Source organism: Lentilactobacillus parakefiri, from assembly GCF_002157585.1.
Classification (GTDB): Bacteria; Bacillota; Bacilli; order Lactobacillales; family Lactobacillaceae; genus Lentilactobacillus; species Lentilactobacillus parakefiri.
The window spans coordinates 21,347-45,818 of the sequence record NZ_BDGB01000070.1 but is presented as its reverse complement, the minus strand read 5'-3'; the positions used below and the strand labels follow the sequence as shown (position 1 = coordinate 45,818).

Genomic DNA, 24,472 nt, shown 5'->3' with positions numbered 1-24,472 from the left:
AAAATCGTCAATCAATCATCAATTGACTCTTTCTTCAACTTCTAATTTAACGTCGGCACCCACACCCCGCAGCTTATCGACGATGTTGCCGTAGCCACGAAGGATGTTGTCGGCATGGCAGATCTCGGTGGTTCCCTGGGCCATGAGCCCGGCGATGACCAGTGATGCTCCGGCACGAATCTCACCAGCCTGAACTTTAGAACCAATCAGCTTGGGTGAATTATCAACCACAATGATCCCTTCGTCGGTATCCTCAGATTTAACTTTGCCGCCTAGTTTGTTTAACTCGGTGATGTGCTTAATTCGTTTGGGGTAGATCGTATCAATGATTACACTTCTACCCTTCGCCCTGAACAGCAACGGTGTTAACGGCTGCTGAAGATCAGTGGCAAATCCAGGATAAGGCATCACTTTAATCCGGATTGGTTTCAAGTCATGTGAAGGTCCCACATAAATGCTGTCTTCATAAACTGTTAAGTCGCAGCCCATCTCTTCTAATTTGGCAACGAACGCTTCTAAATGTTCTGGAATGATATTGGTGATCAAAATCCCATCACCTACAGCAGCGGCAAGTGATAGATAGGTACCCGCCTCGATTCGATCGGGAATGATTGTATGCGTGTTTCGTGCCTGAAGCGTCGGCACCCCTTCAATTCGGATCACATCGGTACCAGCCCCGCGAATATTAGCACCCATATTATTCAAGAAAGTGGCAATGTCAATAATTTCTGGTTCCTTAGCAGCGTTGCCAATGACCGTTGTTCCAGGGGCTTTAACCGATGCCAAGATGGTGTTAATCGTCGCACCGACAGAAACGATGTCCAAGAAAATCTGGGCACCATGCAGGCCGTCTGGTCCGGTCTTGATGGTGACGGTGCCATCATGTTCGCTGACTTCAGCCCCCAAAGCCTTAAATGCCTTAATATGTTGGTCAATGGGCCGTGGCCCGATATTATCACCACCGGGAAAACTAACGGTGGCACGCTGAAAGCGGCCTAATAGGGCGCCCATAAAATAGTAGGATGCACGCAAGCTCTTAATTGCCTTACTTGGCAACGGTGCCTCAACAATATTAGTTGGATCAATTGTTAAGACGTCACCCTTAAAGGCAGACGAAACGTTCATGGATTTTAAAATTAACATTAAATTATGAACATCTAAAATGTCTGGGACCGAGTCGAACCTAACGGGGGTATCCGCTAATATTGCAGCAGGGATAAGCGCAACCGTGCTGTTTTTAGCACCGCCGATCGATATCTCTCCGGACAGCCGTTTCCCTCCATTTATGATTAGTTTACTCATCAAAAATTCCTCGCTTTTTGTATTCGCACATTTTTCATGTCATGAAACATATTATCCAATATCTACACAAAAAACAATACCTATACTTGAATTATACAATCTGTAACAATTAAAACAATTGTTCCGTACAAGGGTTTTCATTTGATAAGTGCTGGTTGGCTTACTCCGACGCCGTTTATCGCGAAATATTACAAGCAAAAGTAGCCGCTCGTTTGCGATAAACGATAACTCGTGAACCCAAAAGCGCTTTTAAAATCAAACTGTCCGACTTGTTTGTTTCATGAATCAACAGATGACTTGAACTACTTCTTCGACGATTCTCCAAAGAGTCGGTGACACCATCCGAAAGCTCCTGAAAAAAAGCGCCATCCCATTGCTGGGTCAGCGCTTCATTTATCCTGTTGACTGTCAGTCAAATCAAGTCTCGAGGTTCACCGTCATTTATAGACAGTTTAGTTATTTTTTTCAAGATATAGATCATTAGCCGCAGCAACGAAATCCTTAAAGAGTCCTTCTGGACGGTTGGGACGGGAAATGAACTCTGGGTGATACTGTGAACCAACAAAGAAACGGTTCTTTGGAATTTCTACGACCTCAACCAAGTGATTATCTGGTGAAGTCCCGGAAATGACCATCCCGTTTTGCTCCATCGCATCCCGGTAAGCGTTATTAAATTCATAACGGTGACGGTGACGCTCAGAAATAACGTCGGCATTGTCATAGGCCTTTGCGGCAACCGTGCCCGGCTTCAATTTGCATGGATAAGCGCCTAAACGCTGGGTACCGCCCATATCATGAACATCTTCTTGATCAGCCATGAGGTCAATCACATTGTGTTTAGTTCGTGGATTCATTTCAGTTGAGTTAGCGTCCGGGTATGACAGAACGTCTCTGGCAAATTCAACACAGGCCATTTGCATTCCCAGGCAAACACCCAGATATGGAATGTCTTGTTCACGCACGTATTTGATTGCGGTAATCATTCCTTCAATTCCTCGATCACCAAATCCGCCAGGAACAATCACACCATCTGCACCGGACAACAATTCAGCCACATTGTCTGGGGTAATCTTCTCTGAGTCAAGCATTTCTAAATCAATATCGGCGTCGACCACGTAGCCGGCGTGCTTTAAGGCTTCGGCAACGGAAATGTAGGCATCCTGAAGGCCGACATACTTGCCAACCAAGGTGATATGAATTGTCCGCTTAAGATGCTGAACGTGATGCTCCAATTTCTTCCATTCAGTCATATCAGCGGCTGGTTTGTCGATGCCAAAGTGGTCGAGAATCTGCTGATCCATCCCCTGCTTTTGTAAGTTTAATGGAATCGTGTACAAGGTCGGCACATCAAGCGATTCAACAACCGCTTGTGGCTTCACATCACAGAAGAGCGAGATCTTTTTACGCATTGAATCCGTAATTGGCTTTTCTGAACGAACAACCAATAAGTTCGGTTGAATTCCCACGCCACGGAGCTCTTTAACACTGTGCTGGGTTGGCTTAGTCTTCATTTCGCCGGCAGCTCTCAAATAAGGAATTAGCGTGGTATGAACGTAGAACACGTTCTCGTCGCGAACTTCAGTCTTCATTTGGCGAATGGCTTCCAGAAATGGCAGTGATTCAATATCACCAACCGTTCCACCGATTTCAGTGATGACAATTTCAGCATCTGAAACTTTGGCAGCCCGCATAATCTTTTCTTTAATCATCCCGGTAATGTGAGGGATCACCTGAACGGTTGCTCCGAGATAATCACCATGACGCTCTTTTCGGAGGACTTCGTCGTATATCTTACCAGTCGTCACGTTGGAGTATTTATTGAGGTTGTTGTCAATAAACCGTTCATAATGGCCAAGATCCAGGTCGGTTTCCGTGCCATCATTCGTGACGAAAACTTCTCCGTGTTGGTAGGGATTCATCGTGCCTGGGTCAACGTTGATATAGGGATCAAACTTTTGGATGGTCACGTTCAACCCGCGATTTTTCAACAATCGGCCTAGTGATGCTGCAACAATTCCTTTTCCTAAGGAAGAAACAACGCCACCAGTAACAAAAATATATTTGGTCATTATATAATCCTCTCCTCTTGATAGTTAGCCGGGGAATTCAAAAATAAAAAAATCCCTATCCAAAAAAGTGAATAGGGAACAATTTAATCATCGTTCAGATGTCCTTGAAACTCAAGGAGCCCAAAAAACATAATACATACTTTTTAAATATTAGTCAAGAATTAATGGTCGTCTTTTGAATTGTAATCATCATCATCGTCGTCCAATGAATCATCGTCATCATTCAATTCGTTGAGCTGGCCTTCAATACCATCAGGTAAGTCCTCATCATCTGAATCGTCGTCGATGTCCTGCAAGTCTTTATTGTACTTGCCAAGATCTTCTGATTCATCGTCTGAATCGTCATCATCATCTGAATCGTCATCAAAGTCGCTATCGTCTTGATCCTCAGGGTCGTCGTCATCGTAATCGATCACGTCGTCATCATCTGAGGCATCGGCAAGGAAGGCATTAACCTTTCGCCGTTTCTTTCTCTTAGGGCGATCTTCGTCCTCTTCTGTATGGACAGTTGCTTCATCAATTGATTCATAAGGGTACCATGTTCGCAAGCCCCAAAGATTGTCACCAAGTGAGATAAAGCTGCCATCAATGTTCAAATCGGTATAAAATTGTGATAAACGATCACGGATCTCCTCGTTACTATCACCTAAATAAGCCTGAACCGCATTGGCTAAATCAGCAAACGGCATCGTGTCTCCACGTTGTGCCAAGATTGCATGGGCGACCTCAATCATCGATAGTTCATTTTTGTTTTGGCCTTTAAAGACTTCTAACTCCAAACTGGTACACGTCCTTTCAACAGTCTAACAACAGTCTAAAAATTACTATACTCGATTAGATTGTAAATTGCAATCGAATATTGTATTTCCCTAATAATGTGTCGCCGGCATAGAGCAAATAATCAATCCCGATATTGCCTCGCAGCGGTGCATATAAAATTTGCATGTCCAACGCAGAAGTAACTGTTTGAATGTCCATCAAACCATAGGGAGTTCGATAGCGGGCAGCAATCCGCTTACCATCACTAAATAATAACTGCAGCCGATTCTCACCGGAGCGGGTCAATTTCACGTTGCCATTATCTGAAATTTTAATGGTAACCGGCACCCCGCCATCTTCGGTTTCTTCTTCATAACGAATATACAGGCTGCTGCCCACTCGAACTAATTGGCCGGTGACATCAAAGACAAAGTTTGATTTCTGACCTTCCTGTAAAATATTGGTTTCCAAATGAATTTGAACTGGAACACCCGTTGTTAAGTTGTCCATAATACACCTTCTTTTAAATCTCGTTCTAACTAATTTATTATATATCCCACGGCAAGATTTTGCACTGATGTTAGCTTGCTTCATTCCGGCAACTTTACCTATTTACTTGCCCATGTCTGTTATAATTAAATAGATTGTTTAATTTATGAAACGGAGAGTTGGCATATGTCTTTTACAAACGTTCCGATTACCGTGATCAATCAAATTTATTCTAAAAGCACCAAGCTCGACGCCTTTGCTGACACCAATGCATTACTTGAAATCTGTGACCGGACGCTTACGCCATTCATCCATTTTTGGACGACGGCAGAAGAAACGCTGATTTTAGGGATTAACGACCGCCACCTGCCAAAGTTGGCGGATGGGCTCAAAAGCCTGTTGGCTAATCACTACGATTATTTTCTGCGGAATTCCGGTGGATTGGCTGTGGTCAGTGATCCAGGAATCTTAAATATTTCGCTGTTCATTCCACAACCCGACACAGTGTACACCATCGACCAAGCCTATGAACTCATTAAAGGCCTGATCAGCATGTCGTTTCCGCAGCTGGACATCAAGAGTTTTGAAGTCACCAATTCCTACTGTCCCGGAAAATACGATCTGTCAGTCAATGGCCAGAAAATTGCTGGTATTGCTCAACGACGGACGACCAATGCCTTGGTGTTAATGCTTTATCTGAGTGTTAACGGCAACCAGGATGCCAGAAGTCAAACCGTTGCCGAATTCTATGAGAAGGCCGATGCCTATTCACAGACGCGCTGGACCTTTCCCAAAGTCGACAAGTCCATGATGACCACGGTCCAACAGCTTGGTTTTCCAAACATCACGCTTGAAGACGTCGAACACAAATTTTTAGAGAGCGTTAATCAGCAGAATATTGAAGTGGACGTGACTAGCGGTTCTGATTTCATTCTGTCACCGGCATTCACTGAGGAGCGGGCCAAACAGTTACGTAAAATTCAGCTGAGAAATGACCAATTACCAATTGTCTAAGGAGGCATTTTTTTGGATTACGCACATCAACAGTTAAAAAGAGAAAAGGTCTTTAGAGATCCGGTTCATAACTACGTTTACGTCAAGTATCAAGTCATCTTAGACTTGATTAACACGACCGAATTTCAACGCTTACGGCGGGTTCACCAATTGGGAACCACCTCGCTGATTTTCCACGGGGCGGAACATTCCCGTTTCTCACATTCGGTTGGCGTTTACGAAATTGCCAGACGAATCATTGAATCTTTTCAGAAAAACTTTATGTCCAAGGAACCCGGAGACGGCCTGTGGGATGATTCAGAGAAATTAGTCGCCCTCTGTGCTGCCCTTTTACATGACGTTGGCCATGGTGCCTACTCACACACCTTTGAGCACATCTTTGGTACCAACCATGAACAGATTACCCAAGCGATCATAACATCGTCCAAAACGGAAATTAACCAGGTTTTACGCAGGGTATCCCCCGACTTTCCCGAAAAGGTGGCCAGTGTGATTAATAAGACTTATCCCAACAAGCAGGTTGTCGAAATGATCTCCAGTCAATTAGATGCAGACCGGATGGACTATCTGCTTCGGGATGCGTATAACACCGGCGTTAAATACGGCACGTTTGATCTTTCCAGAATTTTAGAAGTCATGCGGCCCTACAAAGATGGGATCTGTTTTGAAATGAGCGGCATGCATGCCGTTGAGGATTACATCGTCAGTCGCTTCCAAATGTACCAACAAGTGTACTTCCATCCGGTATCTCGAGCAATGGAGGTCGTTTTGAACCGTTTATTGCAACGGGCAAAAGTCCTCTTTAGCGGTGAAATTCATCACGATCCGCAGACCCCCTACCTCTTATTGCCATTTTTCAAGGGTGACTTTAACCTGGATGATTATCTGCAGTTGGATGATGGCGTGTTAAACACCTACTTCATCCACTGGAAACGGTACCCGGATGATATTTTAAGCAACTTAGCCAGTCGTTTTATTGACCGAAAGCCACTTAAATCAGTTAAATTCGATAAATCAACCGCGGACTTATTGCCCAGGCTGAGAGAAATTATTGAACAATCCGGATTCAACCCGGACTACTATACTGCCACTGACAATAGTTTTGATCTGCCTTATGATGCTTATCATGCAGACAAAAAGCAAATTCATTTGATGCAAGATGATGGCACCCTAGTTTCACTGTCGTCTGTCAGCCCACTGGTTCGAGCAATTTCTGACCGCCAGACCGGCGATAACCGGTTCTTCTTCCCGAGAGAAATTTTGAAACCTGACGAAAACGTCGACTTGTTCCAGCCTGAATACGATGAATTTAATCGCCACATTCGAAATGACAAATTAATTAAATAGCTAAAGGAGATTCTCCCATGGATATCAAACTCATTGCCATCGATATTGACGGCACCCTCTTGAACGAAAAAAATGAATTGGCACAGCCAACCATCGACGCAATCAGTGAAGCTCGCAAAAACGGCGTTAAAGTCGTTCTTTGTACCGGCCGACCGCTCAGCGGAGTCCAGCCCTATTTGGATAAGCTGGCCATAAAGGGTGGCGATGAATTTGCCATCACTTTCAATGGCGCAATGGCCCAGTCCCTTGATGGTCAAGTGATGGTGAATCACACGATCACCTACGAGGACTTTTTGGAAACTGAGATACTTAGTCGCAAGTTGAACGTCAATTATCAAATTGAGACCACGGATAGTATCTATACAACTAACCGAGACACCAACCCATATGGCATTGCGGAAAGTTTCCTGGTCCGACTGCCAATCAAATTCAGATCACCGGAAGAGATTCCCCGAGACCTGGTCATGTCAAAAGCGATGTTTGTCGATTATCCTAAAAATATTACCAAAGCAAAGGCACTGATTACCGCCAAACTGCGAGATGAGCTGTACGTGGTCCAAACCGAACCCTTCTTCATTGAAATGATGAACAAGCAGGCCAGCAAAGGCAAAACGCTGGGTGAATTAGCGGATCAGCTGCATTTAACCAAAGACAACCTGATGGCCATTGGCGACCAGGGCAACGATTTAACGATGGTGAAAGCTGCGGGACTGGGAGTCGCCATGGGAAATGCGATTGATGAAGTAAAAAAAGCGGCTCAATTTATTACCAAACCAAACACAGAAGATGGCGTTGCATTTGCCATCAACAAATACGTGAACCGTTAAGAACTTCAACAAGAATTAATCAAGTAGGGGGGTATTACCCGATACTATATGCCAAATTGCAACTGAGACTCCCCCCTTCCACATTGACAAACCTTAGGACGACGGCCACCACCGTTTGCCTAACTTACTCAGCAAACGGTTAATCCCGGCCATTTAACGCAATAAGGCGATCATTCCAAAATTAAGGAATGATCGCCTTATTGCGTTAAATTCTGAGATCAAAAGCCCTTCGTCTCAATCTCATTTGGGTAAACTAGTTAGAACGACACCTAATACAATCAAAAAACCACCAACGCCCAAGCAATATCGGGCGTATTTGCTAACCTTGATCGGCTGATTTTTGATTGAACCAACATCCTTTGCCTTAGGGTGCTTCGGGTCGTTTTCTGCTTCCAGATCGTTCTTCTTTCGAATATGAAACCGCCAACCGGTAAATAGATGACCAGATCCAACGATGAAGACTGATCCTAAAACAATCAGAAACAATCCCACCAAAAAATCCAAGTTACCAATTACCATCTTCGGCATTTGGAATAGAATTAGCAAAAAGTTAATGAGCACGGCAACGATAACCGAAGACCAAACTGGTGACTTTTTAATCCAATCCTCCATTAATTCTCTTCACCACGAAATCGATTATTAAACAATGGACTCACTGGTTTATTTTCATTGATGCGTTTAATGGCATCCCCAATTAAAGGTCCCACTGAAACCTGTTCAATTTTATCGATATGTTTTTCTTTGGGTAACTGAATCGAATCGGTCACAACCAGTTGTTTGATTGGGGAATCTTGAATTCGCTGGATTGCGGGGCCTGACAGCACCGGATGTGTACAGCAGGCGTAAACCTCGCTGGCACCAGCGTCCATCAATGCTTGGGCGCCTAACGTAATCGTTCCGGCAGTATCAATCATGTCATCAATCATTAAGCAACGTTTGCCCTTGACATCACCAATAATATTCATAATCTCGGCAACGTTAGCACGGGGACGGCGTTTATCGATAATGGCAATCGGTGCCTTCAAAAATTCAGCTAGCGCGCGTGCCCGTGATACACCACCATGATCAGGAGATACGACCACATCATCGCTCCCAAAGCCTTGCTTGATAAAGTGATCAGCCAATAGCGGTGCGCCCATCAAATGGTCAACGGGAATATCGAAGAACCCTTGAATCTGAGCAGCGTGTAAATCAAGTGCAACCACCCGATCCACACCATCAGTCTGTAACATATTTGCGACTAACTTGGCGGTAATTGGTTCACGTGAACGCGCCTTTCGATCCTGACGGGCATAACCATAGTATGGAATGACAACGTTAATCATTCCGGCACTGGCCCGCCGTAAGGCATCAACCATGATTAACAATTCCATCAAGTTATCGTTAACCGGAGCCGACGTTGACTGGATGATGAAAATATTGTCACCGCGGATACTTTCGTCGATATTGATGCGGATTTCACCGTCACTAAATCGGTCAACTGAGGTCTTGCCAAGCGGAACGCCAACCGTTTCTGCAATCTTTTCAGCCAAAGGCCGATTAGAATTCAAAGCGAAGATCTTTAGTTTCGAATCAAAATATTGCTGAGCCATATGATCCTCCAATATGTTTTTTGTTAACTCACATCTCAATAACTTAATTATACAATGTTTTAATTAAAATTCAGAGTTAATCTTTCTGATAGGGCAATTTTTTAAAATAGCCGGCTTTATTTGTTTGGCGGGCACGGGCAATCGCCATGTCGTATTGATTAACTGTCTTATTAATGGTGGATCCGGCAGCGATAAATGAGTGGTCCGCAACTTCCAGCGGTGCAATTAAATTGGCATTACTGCCAATGAAGGAGTCATCGCCAACGGTTGTTTCATGCTTGTGAGCACCGTCATAGTTGGCAAAAATGACACCGCAGCCGACGTTGATGTTCTTGCCGAGTTTGGCATTGCCAACATACGTCAAATGGCCAACTTTGGTCCCCTCGTCAATTGATGATTTCTTGATTTCAACAAAGTTGCCCAGATGAACGTGCTTGCCAATTTTGGCTTCTGGACGCAAATGACTATTCGGTCCAATGTCTGAATGATCCATCATCTCAGACTCTTCAATCAAAGAAGATGTCACAGTGACGTGATCATGCAGGATTGAGTCACGAATTTCAGAATTCGCCCCAATATAACAGTCATTTCCAATAATGGTGTGGCCTTTTAGCTGAACACCTGGTTCGATAATCGTATCGGAGCCGATTTTAACATCAGCATCGATATACGTTCGTTCCGGATCAATCATTGAAATACCGTCCATCATGTGCCGACGGTTAATTCGATTGCGCATGATTTTAGTTGCTCTAGCTAAAGCAATCCGGTCATTGACCCCCATCGACTCGTCAAAATCATCCATTTTATAGGCAGCAATGGTTTCGCCTTCAGATTTCAAAATTTCAATGACATCAGTCAGATAGTATTCCCCCTGGGCATTGTCGTTCGTAAGCTTATGCAGCGCATCAAATAATGCCTGGTTGTCGAAAACATAAACACCGGTATTAATTTCATCAATCGCCTGTTCTTCTCTGGTGGCATCTTTTTGCTCAACAATTTTTTCAACAATTCCCAAATCGTTGCGGACAATTCGACCGTACCCGGTTGGATCAGGTGCTTTAGAAGTCAAAATCGTCGCTTTGGCTTTTTTATTTTGGTGATACCTAAACAAATCTTCAAATGTCTTGGTGGTCAATAATGGCGTGTCACCACTGACAACCATCGTCATCCCATCCAAATTGCCCAACAGCTTTTCGGCCTGTAAAACAGCATGCCCAGTTCCGAGTTGTTGTTCCTGAACAACATATTGCGTTCGACTGCCGAGATTCTGTTGGACGGAGTCGGCACCAAAACCAACCACCGTTACAACATTATCCATACTGGCTTTTTCGATAGCAGTTAGAACGTGATCAACCATCGTTTTACCGCACAAACGGTGCAGAACCTTGTAAAGCTTGGATTTCATCCGGGTTCCCTTACCGGCTGCCAATATAATTGTGTTTTTTGTTGCCATTATCTATTTCTCCCCAATGCTTAATTAAATATTTTCTCGATATAGTTCCCAGGCTGTGACACAACCGTGTTGTTTTCAGCGTCCACGCGCATCAATGACGTGTAATCACCGATTGTCCGACCGTTTGGCGCAGTACTTTCTGCCACGACGCCGACGCCAATCAGATTTGCGTCAAATTCCTCGACCATCGATATCATGCCGCCGACCGTTCCCCCGCCACGCATGTAGTCATCAACAATCAGAACGTTTGAATCAGGCTTTAGACTACGCTTTGACAAAGACATCTTTTCAATTCGGGTTGATGAACCGGAAACGTAATTCACGTTCACAGTAGATCCCTCGGTAATTTCAGTATCGTGTCTGACGATGACAAACGGGACGTTTAAGAAGTCAGCCACACTTTGAGCAATGGGAACACCCTTAGTTGCAATGGTCATGACCGCATCGACACTTTGGTTCAGGTACTGAGTCGCAAAAATGCGACCAATTTCTCTCAAGGTTGCCGGACTGCCTAACAAATCGGACATGTAGACATAACCACCCGGAAGATAACGGGTGTCAGAGGACATTTCCGCAATTAATTTGTTGACCACTTCTTGAGCCTCTTCTTTGAGAATGTACGGCAAAAACCTGGTCCCACCAGCGGCACCAGGAATGGTTTCAAGCAGACCGGTCCCCCGGTTTTGAAATGTTCGTTTTAAAATAGATAAGTCTTCACTAATCGAGGACTTGGCTGAATCGTAACGATCCGCAAAAAAGGTCAACGGCACAAGTGTGTGTGGCCGCTCCAATAAATAACGGGTCATATCAATCAGTCGATCACTTCTTCTTACTTTCAAAAATTCCACCTCGAGTTTATGTAATATCTATTTGATTTTATCATAATTGTTCGTCTTTCGGGGGAATATCTAGCAAAATATCATCATAACTTAAATTTAACGGCTCTTATTGGTAATTGAATTATAAATAAGTGCTAATCCATAAATGGCCGCCTCAATACTGGCAATAAAGAAGGTCACCGGCCAGTTGGTGATATAGCCAAGGTAAAGTCCAAGCCAAACACCAAAGATTGCAAAGCCGATTGCTAATAGCATCATTTGAATGACGGTATGAGCAAAATACTTTGAACTGGCAGCCGGCAATGTCAATAAGACGAAGATCAGTAAGGAGCCGACGATCTGAGCAGCAACACTGACGCTGAATGCCAACAGCACCAAAAAGACAATTGAAATCAGTGCACTGTGGATATGATTGGTTTTGGCTCCGACTGCGTCAAATGAGTCATCCTTCAGATTTCTAAAAATAAAGAAGAGGACAATCAGTACCAAAACAGACAAGGATGCCATTTGAACCACTTCTTGTCGGCTGATTCCAATGACGCTTCCAAATAAAATGTTGGTTGCATAACTGGCATTTTTATTGGACAACGATAAGAATAAAATCCCCAGTCCAATGAATAAACCAGAAATCGCACTAATGACCGACTCACGGCGAGACTCCACCGCGCCACTCAGCTCACCAACTAAGATTGAACTAACCGTGGTAAATGCCAGCATCCCGTTTAATGGCGTCCAGCCAACGAAAATACCAAAGGCTGCCCCGGCAAAACCAATTTCTGACAGCGTATGGGTCATAAAAGGCATATTGCGGGCGACAACAAAGACGCCCATGATCCCACTGACAATGGCAATCAACGTGCCCGCAAGGTAGGCGTTTTGCATAAATTCAAAACTAAACATATTCGCCCTCCTTAGAATCATTATGCAGTTCACTGATTGGCCCAGCGGTGTAACCATTCTTCGTCAGCCACAGAAAGTGATCCGGATATTCATGAATGACCTGCATATCGTGGGAAACGAAAATAATCGTCAGCCCCAAGGTTTGATTGAGTCGTTTGACCACGTCCAGCAACTCCCGCTTAGTATTGGGATCAAGACTGGCGGTTGATTCATCCAAAATCAGCAAATCGGGATCATTAATCAACGCCTGGGCAAGATAGGCTTTCTGCTTTTCTCCCCCTGATGCCAACCCCAGTGGGCGCTTTGAGATATGTTCAAGATTAACCTGGTTAATAACGGTCTGAATCTTCTGTTTTTCTTTTCGGGACAACCACGGCAACTTAATACCAGTAAAATTGAGTGAGATAAAATCCTCAATTGACAATGGGTACTCAACGTCAACGTTGCGAAATTGCGGAACGTAGCCGATTTTTAAGCCGTTTTCCAGCTTAATTCGCCCTGCCGACGGTTTAAGCTGGTTTAAAATAACCCTGATCAGGGTGGTTTTACCCACCCCATTTTCGCCAATCACGCCAAGAAACTCGCCTCGATGAACCGCAAAAGTGAGGTCAGCGAGCACTTGATGATTGGCAAAACTTAACGATAAATCTTCAACCGAAATTAGTGTTTCACTCAAATGAAAATCCCTCCACAACTTTGTAAAAAGTAATTATTACTATTTTAGTTTAGATTAAATTCAGTTTTTGTCAATCGCTGTTGGCAAATTAAAAGGACTGCTTGAACAAAACTTAAGCTTTGTCGGCAGCCCGTTTCGAGTCATTTAAATAACTGGATATGAGTCACATTCCGGTTGGGAAATGTAGGCTTCATTACAGAAACCGGAAATACTGTTGTATACCCGATGGGCTCTTGACTCGGTTCGGCAGATCCCAAAAACGGTTGGTCCACTGCCACTCATTTGCGAACCATCGGCACCATATTCAATCAAGCGTGATTTTAGCGTGTTGATTTGCGGGTGGCTGGCGGTGGTGATCCCTTCCAGTGAGTTACCAATGTGAGCCACAATCCGGTCATAATCTTCATTTTCAATTCCTGCCAACAGTTCGTCAATCGGTGGATGGGTGACGGCCGTTGTTGCAAGCTGCTTGAGAATTTTAGGCGTTGACACACTGACATGCGGCTTAGCCAAAACAAACCACATCTTGGGAAGCTTGGGCAGTGGCGTAACCGTTTCTCCACGACCACTGACCAATGCCGTTCGACTGTACACACAATAGGGGACATCGGAATCTACTTGAATGCCGATTTTGGCTAATTCCTCAAAGGATAAACCGGTCTGAAACATGTCATTGAGCCCGCGTAAAACAGCAGCAGCATCTGACGATCCGCCACCTAGTCCAGCTGCCACGGGAATCTTTTTCTCAATCGAAATTTCCAAACCGACTTTAAAGCCGACTTGGTCGAAAAATAAGCGGGCAGCCTGATACGCTAAGTTTCGTCGATCGTTTGGCAGAAAGCCGCTGTTTGACAAGATTCGAATGGCCGAATGACTGCTAGTGGCATTAATCTGAATGTGATCGCTCAGGCCAATCGAAGTCATGACCATCCGCCATTCAATCGATCCATCCGGATGAACGAAGGGGGCATCCAAGCCAAGATTCAATTTTGCTGGTGCTCTAACGATTCGCTTCACCTGGATCAACCCCCTTCGTTTAATTAATAACAAAATTATACTAAATTATTAATAAAATGTCAGTTATTGACGGATAAAAGACAGTCTACTCTAAAAGTTTCCAAAATAAAAAGGCCTCACAGGCCCCAAAAGATCTTGTTATTCAACAGCTAAACTGCTTGAGAAGCATCAAAATCAACTTCAATATTTTTGGTTAAAATATCTGTATAACTGTATGAAACTCGCTCAAAATTAGCCTTCCCCGGATCTAATTCAACCACAAAAACAGCAGGAAATGTTTCCCTCAAAATCCCCTGGCGTTTGGTAGTCTTTCTTCGCCCAATTTGAGAAGTTACAAGGACGTGCTGGCCGATATGATCGTCCATCTTATGCTTGATAACAGATAAAGTCACTGGCATTCTACTCACCTCACGATAGCTAATTATATCATAAGAGTAATAGAAATGCAATTTTTACCATAATTTTATCCATCTGGCAATAATAAAACACTAATATTTAGATTAAATTTTTCAAAGTATGACAGGTGTTAGCAAGGTTCACAAACTGGTCGACAGTCAGGCTTTCAGGCCGAACACCTGCATCAATATTTACAGCAGCCAAAACCTCTTTAATGGCTGACTTAACCTCTCCAGTTTTACCAAAAATTCCCTGCAAATTATTCCAGAGCGTCTTTCGCTGATGCATAAAACAGCCGCGGACAAAACTGATAAAAGCCTTCTGATCAAAAGGCTCAACCGGCCTTTTACTTTTAGGAGTTAATTTAACAATAGCGGAATCGACTTTAGGTTGTGGAATAAAGGCGGTTTTAGGAACAATGAATGAAATCTCAACCTGATTCAATTCTTGGACGATCACGGATAATGATCCATAGGGTTTTGTTGATGGCTTAGCATTCAGCCGCTCAGCCACTTCTTTTTGCATCATTACCACTATGGTATCAAAGTGCGTCCCTCCAGTGATTAAGTCCATCACAATTGGGGTTGTAATGTAATAAGGCAAATTGGCCACCACTTTGAGTGGCTTTCCGGCATCAAAGACCTCATCAATGATTTTGGGCAAGTTGGCCTTGAGAATATCTTGATTAATAATTTCGATATTGTCATAGGGCGCCAGTGTTTCATCCAGAACCGGCAGCAAGTTAGCATCGATTTCAAAGGCCACTACCTTGTGGGCAGCCTTGGCCAGCTGCTCAGTGAGTCCCCCAATTCCGGGTCCAATTTCAATCACGTTGTCAGCCTTGGTAATCTCGGCTGCCTCAACAATGTTATCCAGGACACCCAAATCGATTAGGAAATTTTGTCCCAAACTCTTCTTGGCAGATAAATGATAACGATTCAAAATTGCTTGGGTCCGGGTTGGACTGGCAATCTGTGGGTATTCAGTCATTAGCTTCCTCCTGGTTAATCTGTTCAACAGCAGCTAAAAAAGCATCGTGTTTGATTCCAAACATTCTAAGGCGGTGCTGCAGCTGTTTTCCGTTAACGTATCCGATTCGCAAAATTTCACCCAGTCGTTCCCGCCGTTTTTTGGCACTTGGGTTCCCCATCAGGCCGTATTTCATCAACTCTGCTTTTGAAATCAATTCGCCGGCAGCGTCATCTTCAGTGTAAACCTGACTCAAGGCTTCACGGATCGATTCAACACTGGCGTGCTCAACACCAAGCGACCCGTCGGATCGGCTGGGCACGCCCTGCTTCTTGGTAATAAAAGCATGTTTGGCGTTGGGAACTTCTCCAGAAATAACTTTACGGATTTTTTCACCGGAAAAATCCGGATCAGTAAAGACAATAATCCCACGAGTTTGGGCGACCTTTTTGATGAGGTTCAGCGTTTCTTCTGGAATCGCCGAGCCACGCGTTTCAATAGTGTCGGCGTCGACTGCTCGTTGAATTCGTTTGGTGTCGTCTTTGCCTTCAACGACAATCACTTCTTTAATTTTTTTCATGATTCCTCGATTCCAAATAGGCGCATCGTATTTTGATAGGTATGCGCTGCGATCACATCCGGATTAACATCACAAATTCGAGCCAATGCTTCTACGGTGTAAAGCGAATAAGCGGGCTCGTTTTGTTTGCCACGCAACGGTTCCGGTGACAAGTAAGGCGCGTCAGTTTCCACCAACATGCTGTCGAACGGGGTTTGCCGCACGGCATCATGAACTTCATGTGTTTTCTTAAAACTGGCGACACCGCTATATGACACCAGCATCCCCAAGTCTAAAAATTTCTTTAGCCATTCGGGATCACCATTAAAGCTATGCATCACCCCTCGGATACCGGAAACATCCATTTCTTTTAGGATGGCATAAGTGTCCTCAAAAGCATCCCGATTATGAACCGAAATTGGCAGATGAAGTTGCTTGGCAATGTCAATTTGGCGTTTAAAAACGCGTTTTTGAACATCCCTCGGCGAACTTGTTTGATGATAATCCAAGCCAATTTCACCCAATGCAACGACTTTGTGACTCTGCAGCTGTTCAATCAGCAGCTGCTCTTGCGGTTCGTGATAATTGATTGAATCTTCTGGGTGCCAGCCGATAATTGAGTACATATCAGGATATTTTGCCGCTAATGCCAAGGAACGATCGTTCAACTGTTGGTTGGACCCGACATTAGCAAGCTTAACGACTCCCAAGTTTTGTGCATGCTTGAAATATTGGTCGGCGTTTGAATAGAGGTGTTCGTCATTCAAATGGGTGTGTGAATCAAAAATTTTCATTATTTGCTCCAAACTTTTTAAATAGAAATAGGGATTGTGACAAAACTCGCGTCTTGTTGCCAATCCCTAGTCTCTCACAATGTTTACTTTGCCACAAATTGGGGCTTTATTCCAGTGTGACCCCATTTTCCAAGTGAGAGCCGACAGTCACCAGCTCAACGTTTCCGTCCTTATGTTCAACGGACAATAACATTCCCTGGCTGACCTGACCCCGCATTTTTCGTGGTTTTAAGTTCGACACAATGATCACTTTTTTACCAATTAACTGTTGATAATCTGGATACCACTCAGCGATTCCCGATAAAATTTGGCGATCACCATCATCGCCGGCATCCAACCGGAATTGAAGCAGTTTGTCAGCCCCTTCAACCTTGTTAACGTCCTTAATTTCGGCAACCTTGAGCTCAATCTTTTCGAAGGCGTCAAAACGGACTTCTTTCTTAGTCAAATTCAGATTAGTTGTTTCCGGATCAAAGTCAGCCTCAGCCGCTTTTTGCATGGCAGCCCGGCCCTTGGCTTTATCGGTCTTGGTCATTTGCTGCTTGATGTAATCGACCTCATCATCAACTTCAACCCGTGGGAAGATTGGCGTCCCCTTGGAAACGGCTTTAACGCCGGCAGGAACGTCCTCAAACTTCAGCCCTTCAAGGTCAATGGCCTCTTTAATCCCCAGCTGAGCAAAAATTTCTTTGGGTGCGTGGGTCATAACAGGACTGATTAATTCGGCGATGACTCGTAATCCGGCAGCCAAATGGGCCATTACGGCATCGAGCTTAACCTTATCATCAGGCTTTTTTGCCAAATTCCATGGTTCCGTTTGATCGATATATTTGTTGGTCTGAGCTACCAATTTCCAAGTCTCGGCCAAAGCATCAGAGAAGTGCAAATCGTTCATCAATTGCTTGTAATTAGCAATGACAGTTGCGGCCGTCTCTTCCAATTCATTGTCGGCTTCATTGATGTCGGCGTGATAAGCGGGCAAGACACCGTCGTCATATTTGTTAATCATAGAAACCGTTCGGTTCAATAAGTTACCAAGGTCGTTGGCCAAATCAAAGTTCAATCGGTCAATGAAGTCTTCCGGTGTAAATAACCCATCATTGGCATAAGGCATTGCCCGAAGCAAGTAATAACGCAGCGCATCCAAACCATAACGGTCAACTAAGGTCTCAGGGTAAATGACATTGCCCTTAGATTTGGACATTTTGCCGTCTTTCATCAACAGCCAACCATGACCATAAACGGTTTTAGGCAGCGGCAGACCCAAGGCATGGAGAATAATTGGCCAGTAGATGGTATGGAAACGGACAATTTCTTTCCCCACCATTTGGACATTGGCTGGCCAGTACTTCTTAAAGTTACTGTCGTCCTTGCCATCATAACCCAAAGCGGTGATATAGTTGGTCAACGCATCAATCCAAACATAAACGACATGCTTTGGATCCGACTTAACCGGCACGCCCCAGGTAAAAGTTGTCCGAGAAACGGCCAGGTCTTCCAACCCGGGTTCAATAAAGTTTTTGATCATTTCGTTCATCCGGGTTGCCGGCTGAATGAAATCAGGGTGATCCTTATAATATTGCAACAGCCAATCAGCATATTTACTCATTTTGAAGAAATACGACTGTTCGTGAACCAATTGAACTTCGTGACCACTAGGTGCTTTACCGCCAGTCACCTTGCCGTTTTCATCTCGATAGACTTCGGCAAGCTGGCTTTCAGTAAAGTATTCTTCGTCGGATACGGAATACCATCCAGTATATTCGCCCAGATAAATGTCGCCATTATCCAGTAATTTCTGGAAGATATCCGCCACTGCCTTCTCGTGGTAGTCATCAGTGGTTCGAATAAATTTCGTATTAGAAATTTCCAGTTTTTTCCAAAGTTGTTTGATTGAAGCAGCCATTTTATCGACGTAGTCTTTTGGTGACATGCCCAGCTGTTCAGCTTTTTGTTCAATTTTCAGTCCGTGCTCATCCGTCCCCGTAAGGAAGAAAACATCATAGCCCATCGCCCGCTTGAAACGCGCTTCGGCATCACAGGCAATCGTTGTATAGGAATTGCCAATATGTAGCTTCCCGGATGGATAATAAATTGGTGTTGTGATATAAAATGTTGGCTTACTTTCTGCCATGAAAGGTCCTCTTTTCATGCTTAATTATTCTTTAGGATATTACAATCCAGTATAGCAAATATTTTTTGGAATGGCGATGGGAATTGGATTTTGGGGTGAGATGGCTCTGTGTCGAAGTTACATATTGCTTTGAATCGGTGGTGGGTTTACTTTCACCTAGTGGTAACGTGCTGACTGGAGCAGCAACTTGGTGTCGGTTTGCTTTTACCTAGTGGTAACGTGCTCAACGGAGCAGCAACCTGCACCTAAGGGCCGCCGGGTAAAAATCAAAATGATTTTCACCCGACCACCCTTAGCCTCCGGTTGCTAACCGCTCCGTATCGCACTCATTCAAAACAAATCCATCTGCACCGGCGACAAACCACCAAATTCAATGCCCAGCATCTTCTTCAGCTGTAAAGCATTATCCGCTGCATCACCGCCACTATTGTTGTTAAAGATAATGCAAACTTCCTTAGCCTGCTGATCGAGATTCAAAACCACTTTTCTAAAATCGGCTAGTTCCTCACCAGAATAGCGGTACAACGTCCGTTTTCCCCGCCAATCCGCCGACTGCTCTGTCCAGCCCTTGACGTTTCTGCCGTGTAGTCGCAATAACGCTAAACTATCTGTGGTCACACGTGGTTCAAACGGTACGCCCGCATTGGTCGTGTGAGGTTCATCCACCGCCACCAGCGTCATTCCCAATTCCTTTAGATAGCCGGCAACGTCATCGGTAATCTCCTCTCCATACCAAGTTGAGTTGCGAAACTCTACGGCAACGGGATACCCCGCCATCAACTGGCTAATCCGTCTTAGATACTGAATCGTCGCAATCTTCCTTGCAAAATACGGTGGAAATTGAAACAAAATTGCCTTGAGTTGACCGGCAGCCATCAGGGGTGCAATCGCCCGCTTATACTCACTGAAAGCCGAAAAACGCTGCTCATTATCTACCGGATCGGCGCTGCCCTGATCGTGCATTGTCATGACCCGGTTAGCTTTCAAAATAAATTGAAAATTCTTGGGAACTTGTTTTTGCCAGTTAGTCACAGCCTCAACCTTTGGAATCGCATAAAACGGTGTGTCCAGTTCAACAACCGGAAAATGCCCACTATATTCAGTTAAGCGGACTTTGCGTTTCGCACCATCAATCAATGAGGGGTGCTCCGAAAACGTGGTTAACCCAATGGTAATCAATCAACCCACCTCCTGAATGCTTAGACAGTGACTGTTAAATCGCTAAAGAAATCAACGGCATTTTCTTTGACCATCGTAAATGGAAAACCAAACTGCAGCGGCTCCTCATTTACTGCCAAAACCTTGGCGTTTTGAGAACGATAATCAATCAAGCCGGCAAACGGGTATACCCGCATTGAAGTGCCGACAATCACAATTAGATCGGCTTTAGATACAGCCTCAACACTCTTGGAAATTGCGACTGGGTCAAGTCCCTCACCATACAACACGATGTCCGGCCGCAAGATGCCACCGCAATTTTCATGATACATACTCTTTAAATAGTCTTTGTAATCGAACTTTTTATGGCACTTTTGACAGTATACGTTGTACAGATTGCCATGAAACTCAACTAAATGCTGCGTATTCGCCTTACGATACAAACTGTCAATATTTTGCGTCACGACGACCGCATTGCGCTTTTGGGTGAATTCAGCTTGACGCTCATGAATCACGTTCGGCTTAGCATCCGGGTAATACATATTCGACTTTTCGTATTCCCAAAAAACCTTGGGCTCACCGCGAAGACAATCGGTACTTAAATAATATTCAGCGGGTTTGTCAGATTTATCATTGGTATACAGCCCGTTCTTTGAACGATAGTCAGGAATCCCCGAGGCCGTTGAAACGCCGGCACCGGTCAGAAAGACAATTCTTTTTGCGTTATCAAACTCAGTTTGCAATTCTGAATCAATCATCGTATTCCTCCTTTAAAAGTTCATTATTTGCGAACGATATAAGGCATTTTAAGATCATCAAACAACTGCTTGACACTTTTATCATAAACCGCTTTGAAAAAGGCTGGATCATCCTGGTTGCCTTTGGGATTGGCCAGAACGAACGAATTCTGATCATCCACTCGATTGAAACCAACGTAACCCTTGGTGTTGCTGTTAACCTCAACTAGATCGGAGTGATAAATTTCAAATAACTGTTTCACTTTTAACCCCAGCTGACGCTCGGACAAAACACTGGTCAGCGTTGTGAATTCCGTGTTATGCAGCGCTGGCAGTTCCCAGTCCTTTAATTGTTCGTCAAAGGCTTTAAATAGCTTCACAACGTTACGTCGCAGACCAAACGGTGAATCAGTTGGTTTGTCGGTAATGACTTGATAGAGCTTTTTGGCTGCTTCAAATGAAATCGGGAAATCCTGCTTGAATTTATCGGCAACTTTATCGATCCCCTCGCCATAAAAGACCAGTGCGTCCAGTAACGTGGTTAACCGCAGCATCATCTGATCGTCCAGGGGCTTGGGCTCAGGTTTAATGGTTGCGTAAACCCCTTTGAGGTACATGCCTTCGATCTCATCATCGATCAGGTTGTGCTTACGTTGTTCGGAAACCACCACGAAGTGCGAGACGATGTCGTAGAGCTCAGTGCCCATCATTTTTAACTGTTCATCCAGGGTATCATCGCCGGTCGTGAGTGAATAAAAGACCTGTGGAAAGCCGCGAAGAACCATCAATAAATGCAACAGTTCGTGTGAAGCCGTATAGTTGGGTGCACTTAAATCGGCAATCTGAACAATGACATTCTTACCGTCTTGAACGGTTTGGGCCTGATCGTGCCTAACGTATCCGGATTGCAGTTGGCCAATGAAGGTAACGGTGACCTTCCCCGGGAAGAAGTTATTAACGGCGTCAATCAAGCCGTGAACGTCTTTATTTAACTCGATATCAATATTGTTATCCATTCTCTTCTCCTATCTGCGAATTGTTTTCAAGATTTCTTTAACTGTTTGTGAATTAGGATTATGAACCGTGCCAAGTTGTTTAACAACGGCTGGCAGCTCTTTGACGGTTGCACCGTTTGAAAGGGCGAGGGATCTCAGTTGAAGGTTCATATGGCCCTTTTGAATCCCCTCGGTTACCAGGGCTTTTAGGGCAGCCAGATTCTGAGCTAAGCCGATTGCTGCGACCACCTGCATTTCCTCTCGAGAGTTATGAAGCTGTGCAATCTGCTTGTTAATGCCGACTAATGGCAAAACCTTACTGGCACCGCCGACAAATCCGATCGGGACTGGCAGCGTCATTTGACCCACCAGCTGGTCGTTCACAACTCGCCACTTGCTCAATCCCTGATAAGAATCCCCCCGCGCTGCAAAGGCATGCGCAGCACTTTCAACCGCCCGCCAATCGTTTCCAAAAGCGATCACAGCAGCGTCAACACCATTCATAATCCCCTTGTTATGCGTTGTTGCCCGTTGGATATCCAACTGAGCAACTTCGCTGGCATCGGCGATCTTCTGGGCTACTCGACTGCCAGACAACGATTTGGTGGCTAATTTGGAGACCGCAACCGTGCCGGTGACCTTAACCAGTGCATGATCGGCAAAATTTGTCAAAATTGCCATCGTGGTTTCAACGGCCAGTTGATCGGAAAGCCAGTTTGACGCGGCTTCCAACATCGTATTGACGATATTAGCCCCCATCGCCTCTCCGGTATCAACCAGCAAATCGACCGACAGGAACTGATTGGAGAGGACCCGGACATCAAGCCGTTTAGCGCCACCGCCATAGTTTAGAATACTTGGATGACTTTGGTTGGCAATTTGAATGAGCTGCTGATGATGATCACGGACAAACTTGGTGACCTGATCTGGATCGGCACCCTTAACAATTATTTGACCGCTCACCAATTTATCAGAACACCGACACTTTATTCCCTCACCAGCTGACAATAGTTTAGCACCATTACTGGCAGCAGCGATCACCGACGGTTCTTCCGTGACCATCGGCACCAAATGTTCTTGGCCGTTGACAACCAGGCCAACCGCAATTCCTTCTGGAAGCGAATAGTCCACTAAATTATTTTCAACTAATTCTCCAGATACCGGGTTCAACTGCTGCCGAAGCAGGGTCAATTGAGCCGCTGATAAATGAGTGGCTTCAGCAATCATCTTAAGACGTTCTTCATAAGATTTCTTATAAAAATGATCCCATTTATTTTCCATCATATCACCATCAATCTGCTGGAGGGGCCAAAGAGGGTGAAACAAAATTATTTGCTGTCCGACCCCTACTTTGTGAGTTCGACTACGCCTACTATATTGCTGAAACGTGGGAAATAAAGCAGTTTCCGGCCATATAAGCAAGAAATCCAAATATCCAAGCCCGGGATATTCGGATTTCTTGCTTATATTCTGGAAACTAACCGCTTTATGTCCCACTCTACTTGGTGCCATATTCCTTTTGAATATATTCAGTAATGATGCCTTCCCTGACACCACTTTCTGAAAACAACACTTTCTTGGCCTCAATTTTGTCCATCAAAACAATTAACGGCAAAAGCCCGCCGACGATAATATCGGCACGGTCGTGTTCGAGGCCCTGAATTTTTCGGCGCCGATTGACGTTACCCTTCAACAAATTCAGGTAAGTTCGATTAACCTGTTCGGCAGTTAAATGATAGCCATGAATGGCATCAATTCGCACCATATTTTGACGACGCCGATTAATTCTGGCCAACGTTCGATTGGCACCCCCTAAAAGAACGAGTGGCTGGTGAGCTGCCCGGTTTAACCAATCAATTCTTGAATAGATCTTTCTAATATTAACCTGTGCGTTAAATAAGTTGGCACCAGTAATATTATCATTTAAATGGTATCTTTCAGTAATGTTGACTGCCCCAATCGGAATACTGGTGAGGTTTGAACTTTCCCCATCATTGACCCGAATTAACTCACAACTGGCGCCACCGATATCTAAAATCAGGCAATTCTTGATACCGAGTCGGTTAATCACGCCCAAGTAATCATAATAAGCTTCTTGATTACCTGAAAGAACTTCTAGTGAAATGCCAATTCGATCTTGAACGGCCTTTAGAAACTTGGCTTGGTTTTTAGCCTGGCGAACGGCGGCCGTGGCAATCCCAACAACGCGCTTGGCCTCGTACTGTGAATAAATTCGTTTAAAGTCCAAAAGTGACTTAATTGTTCGTTCCATTGCCGCAGATTGAAGAACCTTCCCCCTACCCATGCCTTCAGAAAGACGACTGTCACTTTTAATCCGTTTGATTTCGCGATAACTGCCATCATCAGAAATTTGATTAATTGCCATTCTGACCGAATTGGAACCAATATCCAAAATTACAAGGTTTTCCATCCCTGCCACCCTTTC

24 protein-coding genes are annotated in these 24,472 nt (G+C 44.5%); 3 read left to right on the top strand and 21 right to left on the bottom strand.

The annotated features are described in order from the left end of the window. Positions 1-18: 18 nt before the first annotated feature. The 4 genes from murA to LPKJCM_RS07580 all read right to left on the bottom strand — a co-directional run bounded on the left by murA (position 19) and on the right by LPKJCM_RS07580 (position 4,640). Positions 19-1,302 (bottom strand): UDP-N-acetylglucosamine 1-carboxyvinyltransferase, encoded by a 1,284-nt coding sequence (gene murA, locus LPKJCM_RS07595; RefSeq protein ID WP_057963389.1) that lies wholly within the window; start codon positions 1,300-1,302, stop codon positions 19-21. Positions 1,303-1,754: 452 nt separating this feature from the next. After that, a complete protein-coding gene (gene pyrG / locus LPKJCM_RS07590) occupies positions 1,755-3,371 on the bottom strand; it encodes a CTP synthase (RefSeq protein ID WP_057963388.1) in 1,617 nt (538 codons plus the stop codon). Between the two features lie 161 nt (positions 3,372-3,532). After that, positions 3,533-4,150, bottom strand: coding sequence for a DNA-directed RNA polymerase subunit delta (rpoE, locus tag LPKJCM_RS07585; protein ID WP_057963387.1), 618 nt, complete (start codon positions 4,148-4,150; stop codon positions 3,533-3,535). Positions 4,151-4,205: 55 nt separating this feature from the next. Continuing rightward, on the bottom strand, positions 4,206-4,640 hold the full coding sequence (locus LPKJCM_RS07580; RefSeq protein ID WP_057963386.1) for a YwiB family protein: 435 nt from the start codon (positions 4,638-4,640) through the stop codon (positions 4,206-4,208). A 165-nt stretch (positions 4,641-4,805) separates the two neighbouring features. On the opposite strand from LPKJCM_RS07580, the gene LPKJCM_RS07575 reads away from it, so the two are divergent. Genes LPKJCM_RS07575 through yidA form a run of 3 tightly spaced genes read left to right on the top strand, consistent with a single transcriptional unit; the run spans position 4,806 to position 7,807 of the window. Beyond that, positions 4,806-5,633 carry a lipoate--protein ligase family protein gene (locus tag LPKJCM_RS07575; protein ID WP_057963385.1) on the top strand — a complete coding sequence of 276 codons (828 nt, stop codon included), beginning with the start codon at positions 4,806-4,808 and terminating at the stop codon, positions 5,631-5,633. A 12-nt stretch (positions 5,634-5,645) separates the two neighbouring features. Beyond that, positions 5,646-6,980: an HD domain-containing protein gene (locus tag LPKJCM_RS07570; protein ID WP_057963384.1), complete on the top strand. Its 1,335-nt coding sequence runs from the start codon at positions 5,646-5,648 to the stop codon at positions 6,978-6,980. A 17-nt stretch (positions 6,981-6,997) separates the two neighbouring features. After that, the gene (yidA, locus tag LPKJCM_RS07565) at positions 6,998-7,807 is read left to right on the top strand and encodes a sugar-phosphatase (protein WP_057963383.1); all 810 of its coding nucleotides are present in this window, start codon (positions 6,998-7,000) and stop codon (positions 7,805-7,807) included. A 240-nt stretch (positions 7,808-8,047) separates the two neighbouring features. On the opposite strand, the gene LPKJCM_RS07560 is transcribed toward yidA, so the two are convergent. From LPKJCM_RS07560 to LPKJCM_RS07480, 17 genes are all read right to left on the bottom strand, one after another. Beyond that, entirely contained in the window at positions 8,048-8,419 is a 372-nt protein-coding gene (locus LPKJCM_RS07560; RefSeq protein WP_057963382.1) for a DUF3899 domain-containing protein, read from the bottom strand. Next, on the bottom strand, positions 8,419-9,399 hold the full coding sequence (locus tag LPKJCM_RS07555) for a ribose-phosphate diphosphokinase (RefSeq protein WP_057963381.1): 981 nt from the start codon (positions 9,397-9,399) through the stop codon (positions 8,419-8,421). The genes LPKJCM_RS07560 and LPKJCM_RS07555 overlap by 1 nt, the downstream gene beginning before the upstream one ends. A gap of 76 nt (positions 9,400-9,475) precedes the next feature. Continuing rightward, a complete protein-coding gene (gene glmU / locus LPKJCM_RS07550) occupies positions 9,476-10,852 on the bottom strand; it encodes a bifunctional UDP-N-acetylglucosamine diphosphorylase/glucosamine-1-phosphate N-acetyltransferase GlmU (RefSeq protein ID WP_057963380.1) in 1,377 nt (458 codons plus the stop codon). A gap of 20 nt (positions 10,853-10,872) precedes the next feature. Continuing rightward, a complete protein-coding gene (purR, locus tag LPKJCM_RS07545; RefSeq protein ID WP_087069590.1) occupies positions 10,873-11,691 on the bottom strand; it encodes a pur operon repressor in 819 nt (272 codons plus the stop codon). Positions 11,692-11,787: 96 nt separating this feature from the next. Next, complete coding sequence (locus LPKJCM_RS07540; RefSeq protein WP_057963379.1) at positions 11,788-12,591, bottom strand: metal ABC transporter permease; 804 nt, start codon at positions 12,589-12,591, stop codon at positions 11,788-11,790. Next, positions 12,584-13,267, bottom strand: coding sequence for a metal ABC transporter ATP-binding protein (locus LPKJCM_RS07535; protein WP_057963378.1), 684 nt, complete (start codon positions 13,265-13,267; stop codon positions 12,584-12,586). Before LPKJCM_RS07535 ends, LPKJCM_RS07540 begins: the two co-directional genes overlap by 8 nt. A 144-nt stretch (positions 13,268-13,411) precedes the next feature. Beyond that, the gene (gene ispE / locus LPKJCM_RS07530; RefSeq protein WP_057963377.1) at positions 13,412-14,284 is read right to left on the bottom strand and encodes a 4-(cytidine 5'-diphospho)-2-C-methyl-D-erythritol kinase; all 873 of its coding nucleotides are present in this window, start codon (positions 14,282-14,284) and stop codon (positions 13,412-13,414) included. A gap of 149 nt (positions 14,285-14,433) precedes the next feature. Further along, entirely contained in the window at positions 14,434-14,682 is a 249-nt protein-coding gene (locus LPKJCM_RS07525) for a Veg family protein (protein ID WP_057963376.1), read from the bottom strand. A gap of 97 nt (positions 14,683-14,779) precedes the next feature. Beyond that, entirely contained in the window at positions 14,780-15,670 is an 891-nt protein-coding gene (rsmA, locus tag LPKJCM_RS07520; protein ID WP_057963375.1) for a 16S rRNA (adenine(1518)-N(6)/adenine(1519)-N(6))-dimethyltransferase RsmA, read from the bottom strand. Beyond that, positions 15,663-16,229 (bottom strand): ribonuclease M5, encoded by a 567-nt coding sequence (gene rnmV, locus LPKJCM_RS07515; RefSeq protein WP_057963374.1) that lies wholly within the window; start codon positions 16,227-16,229, stop codon positions 15,663-15,665. The genes rsmA and rnmV overlap by 8 nt, the downstream gene beginning before the upstream one ends. Continuing rightward, positions 16,226-17,002 carry a TatD family hydrolase gene (locus LPKJCM_RS07510; RefSeq protein ID WP_057963373.1) on the bottom strand — a complete coding sequence of 259 codons (777 nt, stop codon included), beginning with the start codon at positions 17,000-17,002 and terminating at the stop codon, positions 16,226-16,228. Before LPKJCM_RS07510 ends, rnmV begins: the two co-directional genes overlap by 4 nt. A 106-nt stretch (positions 17,003-17,108) precedes the next feature. Continuing rightward, positions 17,109-19,136: a methionine--tRNA ligase gene (gene metG, locus LPKJCM_RS07505; protein ID WP_057963372.1), complete on the bottom strand. Its 2,028-nt coding sequence runs from the start codon at positions 19,134-19,136 to the stop codon at positions 17,109-17,111. A gap of 330 nt (positions 19,137-19,466) precedes the next feature. Then, positions 19,467-20,315, bottom strand: coding sequence for a DUF72 domain-containing protein (locus LPKJCM_RS07500; protein ID WP_057963371.1), 849 nt, complete (start codon positions 20,313-20,315; stop codon positions 19,467-19,469). Between the two features lie 20 nt (positions 20,316-20,335). Further along, on the bottom strand, positions 20,336-21,052 hold the full coding sequence (locus tag LPKJCM_RS07495) for an NAD-dependent protein deacylase (protein ID WP_057963370.1): 717 nt from the start codon (positions 21,050-21,052) through the stop codon (positions 20,336-20,338). A 23-nt stretch (positions 21,053-21,075) separates the two neighbouring features. Beyond that, positions 21,076-22,047: a hypothetical protein gene (locus tag LPKJCM_RS07490; protein ID WP_057963369.1), complete on the bottom strand. Its 972-nt coding sequence runs from the start codon at positions 22,045-22,047 to the stop codon at positions 21,076-21,078. Positions 22,048-22,056: 9 nt separating this feature from the next. After that, complete coding sequence (locus LPKJCM_RS07485; protein WP_057963368.1) at positions 22,057-23,307, bottom strand: hydroxymethylglutaryl-CoA reductase, degradative; 1,251 nt, start codon at positions 23,305-23,307, stop codon at positions 22,057-22,059. Between the two features lie 217 nt (positions 23,308-23,524). Continuing rightward, positions 23,525-24,457, bottom strand: a complete 933-nt coding sequence (locus tag LPKJCM_RS07480) for a Ppx/GppA family phosphatase (protein ID WP_057963367.1) — start codon at positions 24,455-24,457, stop codon at positions 23,525-23,527. Positions 24,458-24,472: the final 15 nt, after the last annotated feature.

Excerpts from the sequence above, each read along its gene's own strand:
- murA (WP_057963389.1), bottom strand. The coding sequence starts at position 1,302 with ATGAGTAAACTAATCATAAATGGAGGGAAACGGCTGTCCGGAGAGATA.
- pyrG (WP_057963388.1), bottom strand. The coding sequence starts at position 3,371 with ATGACCAAATATATTTTTGTTACTGGTGGCGTTGTTTCTTCCTTAGGA.
- LPKJCM_RS07580 (WP_057963386.1), bottom strand. The coding sequence starts at position 4,640 with ATGGACAACTTAACAACGGGTGTTCCAGTTCAAATTCATTTGGAAACC.
- LPKJCM_RS07575 (WP_057963385.1), top strand. The coding sequence starts at position 4,806 with ATGTCTTTTACAAACGTTCCGATTACCGTGATCAATCAAATTTATTCT.
- yidA (WP_057963383.1), top strand. The coding sequence starts at position 6,998 with ATGGATATCAAACTCATTGCCATCGATATTGACGGCACCCTCTTGAAC.
- LPKJCM_RS07560 (WP_057963382.1), bottom strand. The coding sequence starts at position 8,419 with ATGGAGGATTGGATTAAAAAGTCACCAGTTTGGTCTTCGGTTATCGTT.
- LPKJCM_RS07555 (WP_057963381.1), bottom strand. The coding sequence starts at position 9,399 with ATGGCTCAGCAATATTTTGATTCGAAACTAAAGATCTTCGCTTTGAAT.
- glmU (WP_057963380.1), bottom strand. The coding sequence starts at position 10,852 with ATGGCAACAAAAAACACAATTATATTGGCAGCCGGTAAGGGAACCCGG.
- LPKJCM_RS07540 (WP_057963379.1), bottom strand. The coding sequence starts at position 12,591 with ATGTTTAGTTTTGAATTTATGCAAAACGCCTACCTTGCGGGCACGTTG.
- LPKJCM_RS07525 (WP_057963376.1), bottom strand. The coding sequence starts at position 14,682 with ATGCCAGTGACTTTATCTGTTATCAAGCATAAGATGGACGATCATATC.
- rsmA (WP_057963375.1), bottom strand. The coding sequence starts at position 15,670 with ATGACTGAATACCCACAGATTGCCAGTCCAACCCGGACCCAAGCAATT.
- rnmV (WP_057963374.1), bottom strand. The coding sequence starts at position 16,229 with ATGAAAAAAATTAAAGAAGTGATTGTCGTTGAAGGCAAAGACGACACC.
- LPKJCM_RS07510 (WP_057963373.1), bottom strand. The coding sequence starts at position 17,002 with ATGAAAATTTTTGATTCACACACCCATTTGAATGACGAACACCTCTAT.
- metG (WP_057963372.1), bottom strand. The coding sequence starts at position 19,136 with ATGGCAGAAAGTAAGCCAACATTTTATATCACAACACCAATTTATTAT.
- LPKJCM_RS07495 (WP_057963370.1), bottom strand. The coding sequence starts at position 21,052 with ATGATTGATTCAGAATTGCAAACTGAGTTTGATAACGCAAAAAGAATT.
- LPKJCM_RS07490 (WP_057963369.1), bottom strand. The coding sequence starts at position 22,047 with ATGGATAACAATATTGATATCGAGTTAAATAAAGACGTTCACGGCTTG.
- LPKJCM_RS07485 (WP_057963368.1), bottom strand. The coding sequence starts at position 23,307 with ATGGAAAATAAATGGGATCATTTTTATAAGAAATCTTATGAAGAACGT.
- LPKJCM_RS07480 (WP_057963367.1), bottom strand. The coding sequence starts at position 24,457 with ATGGAAAACCTTGTAATTTTGGATATTGGTTCCAATTCGGTCAGAATG.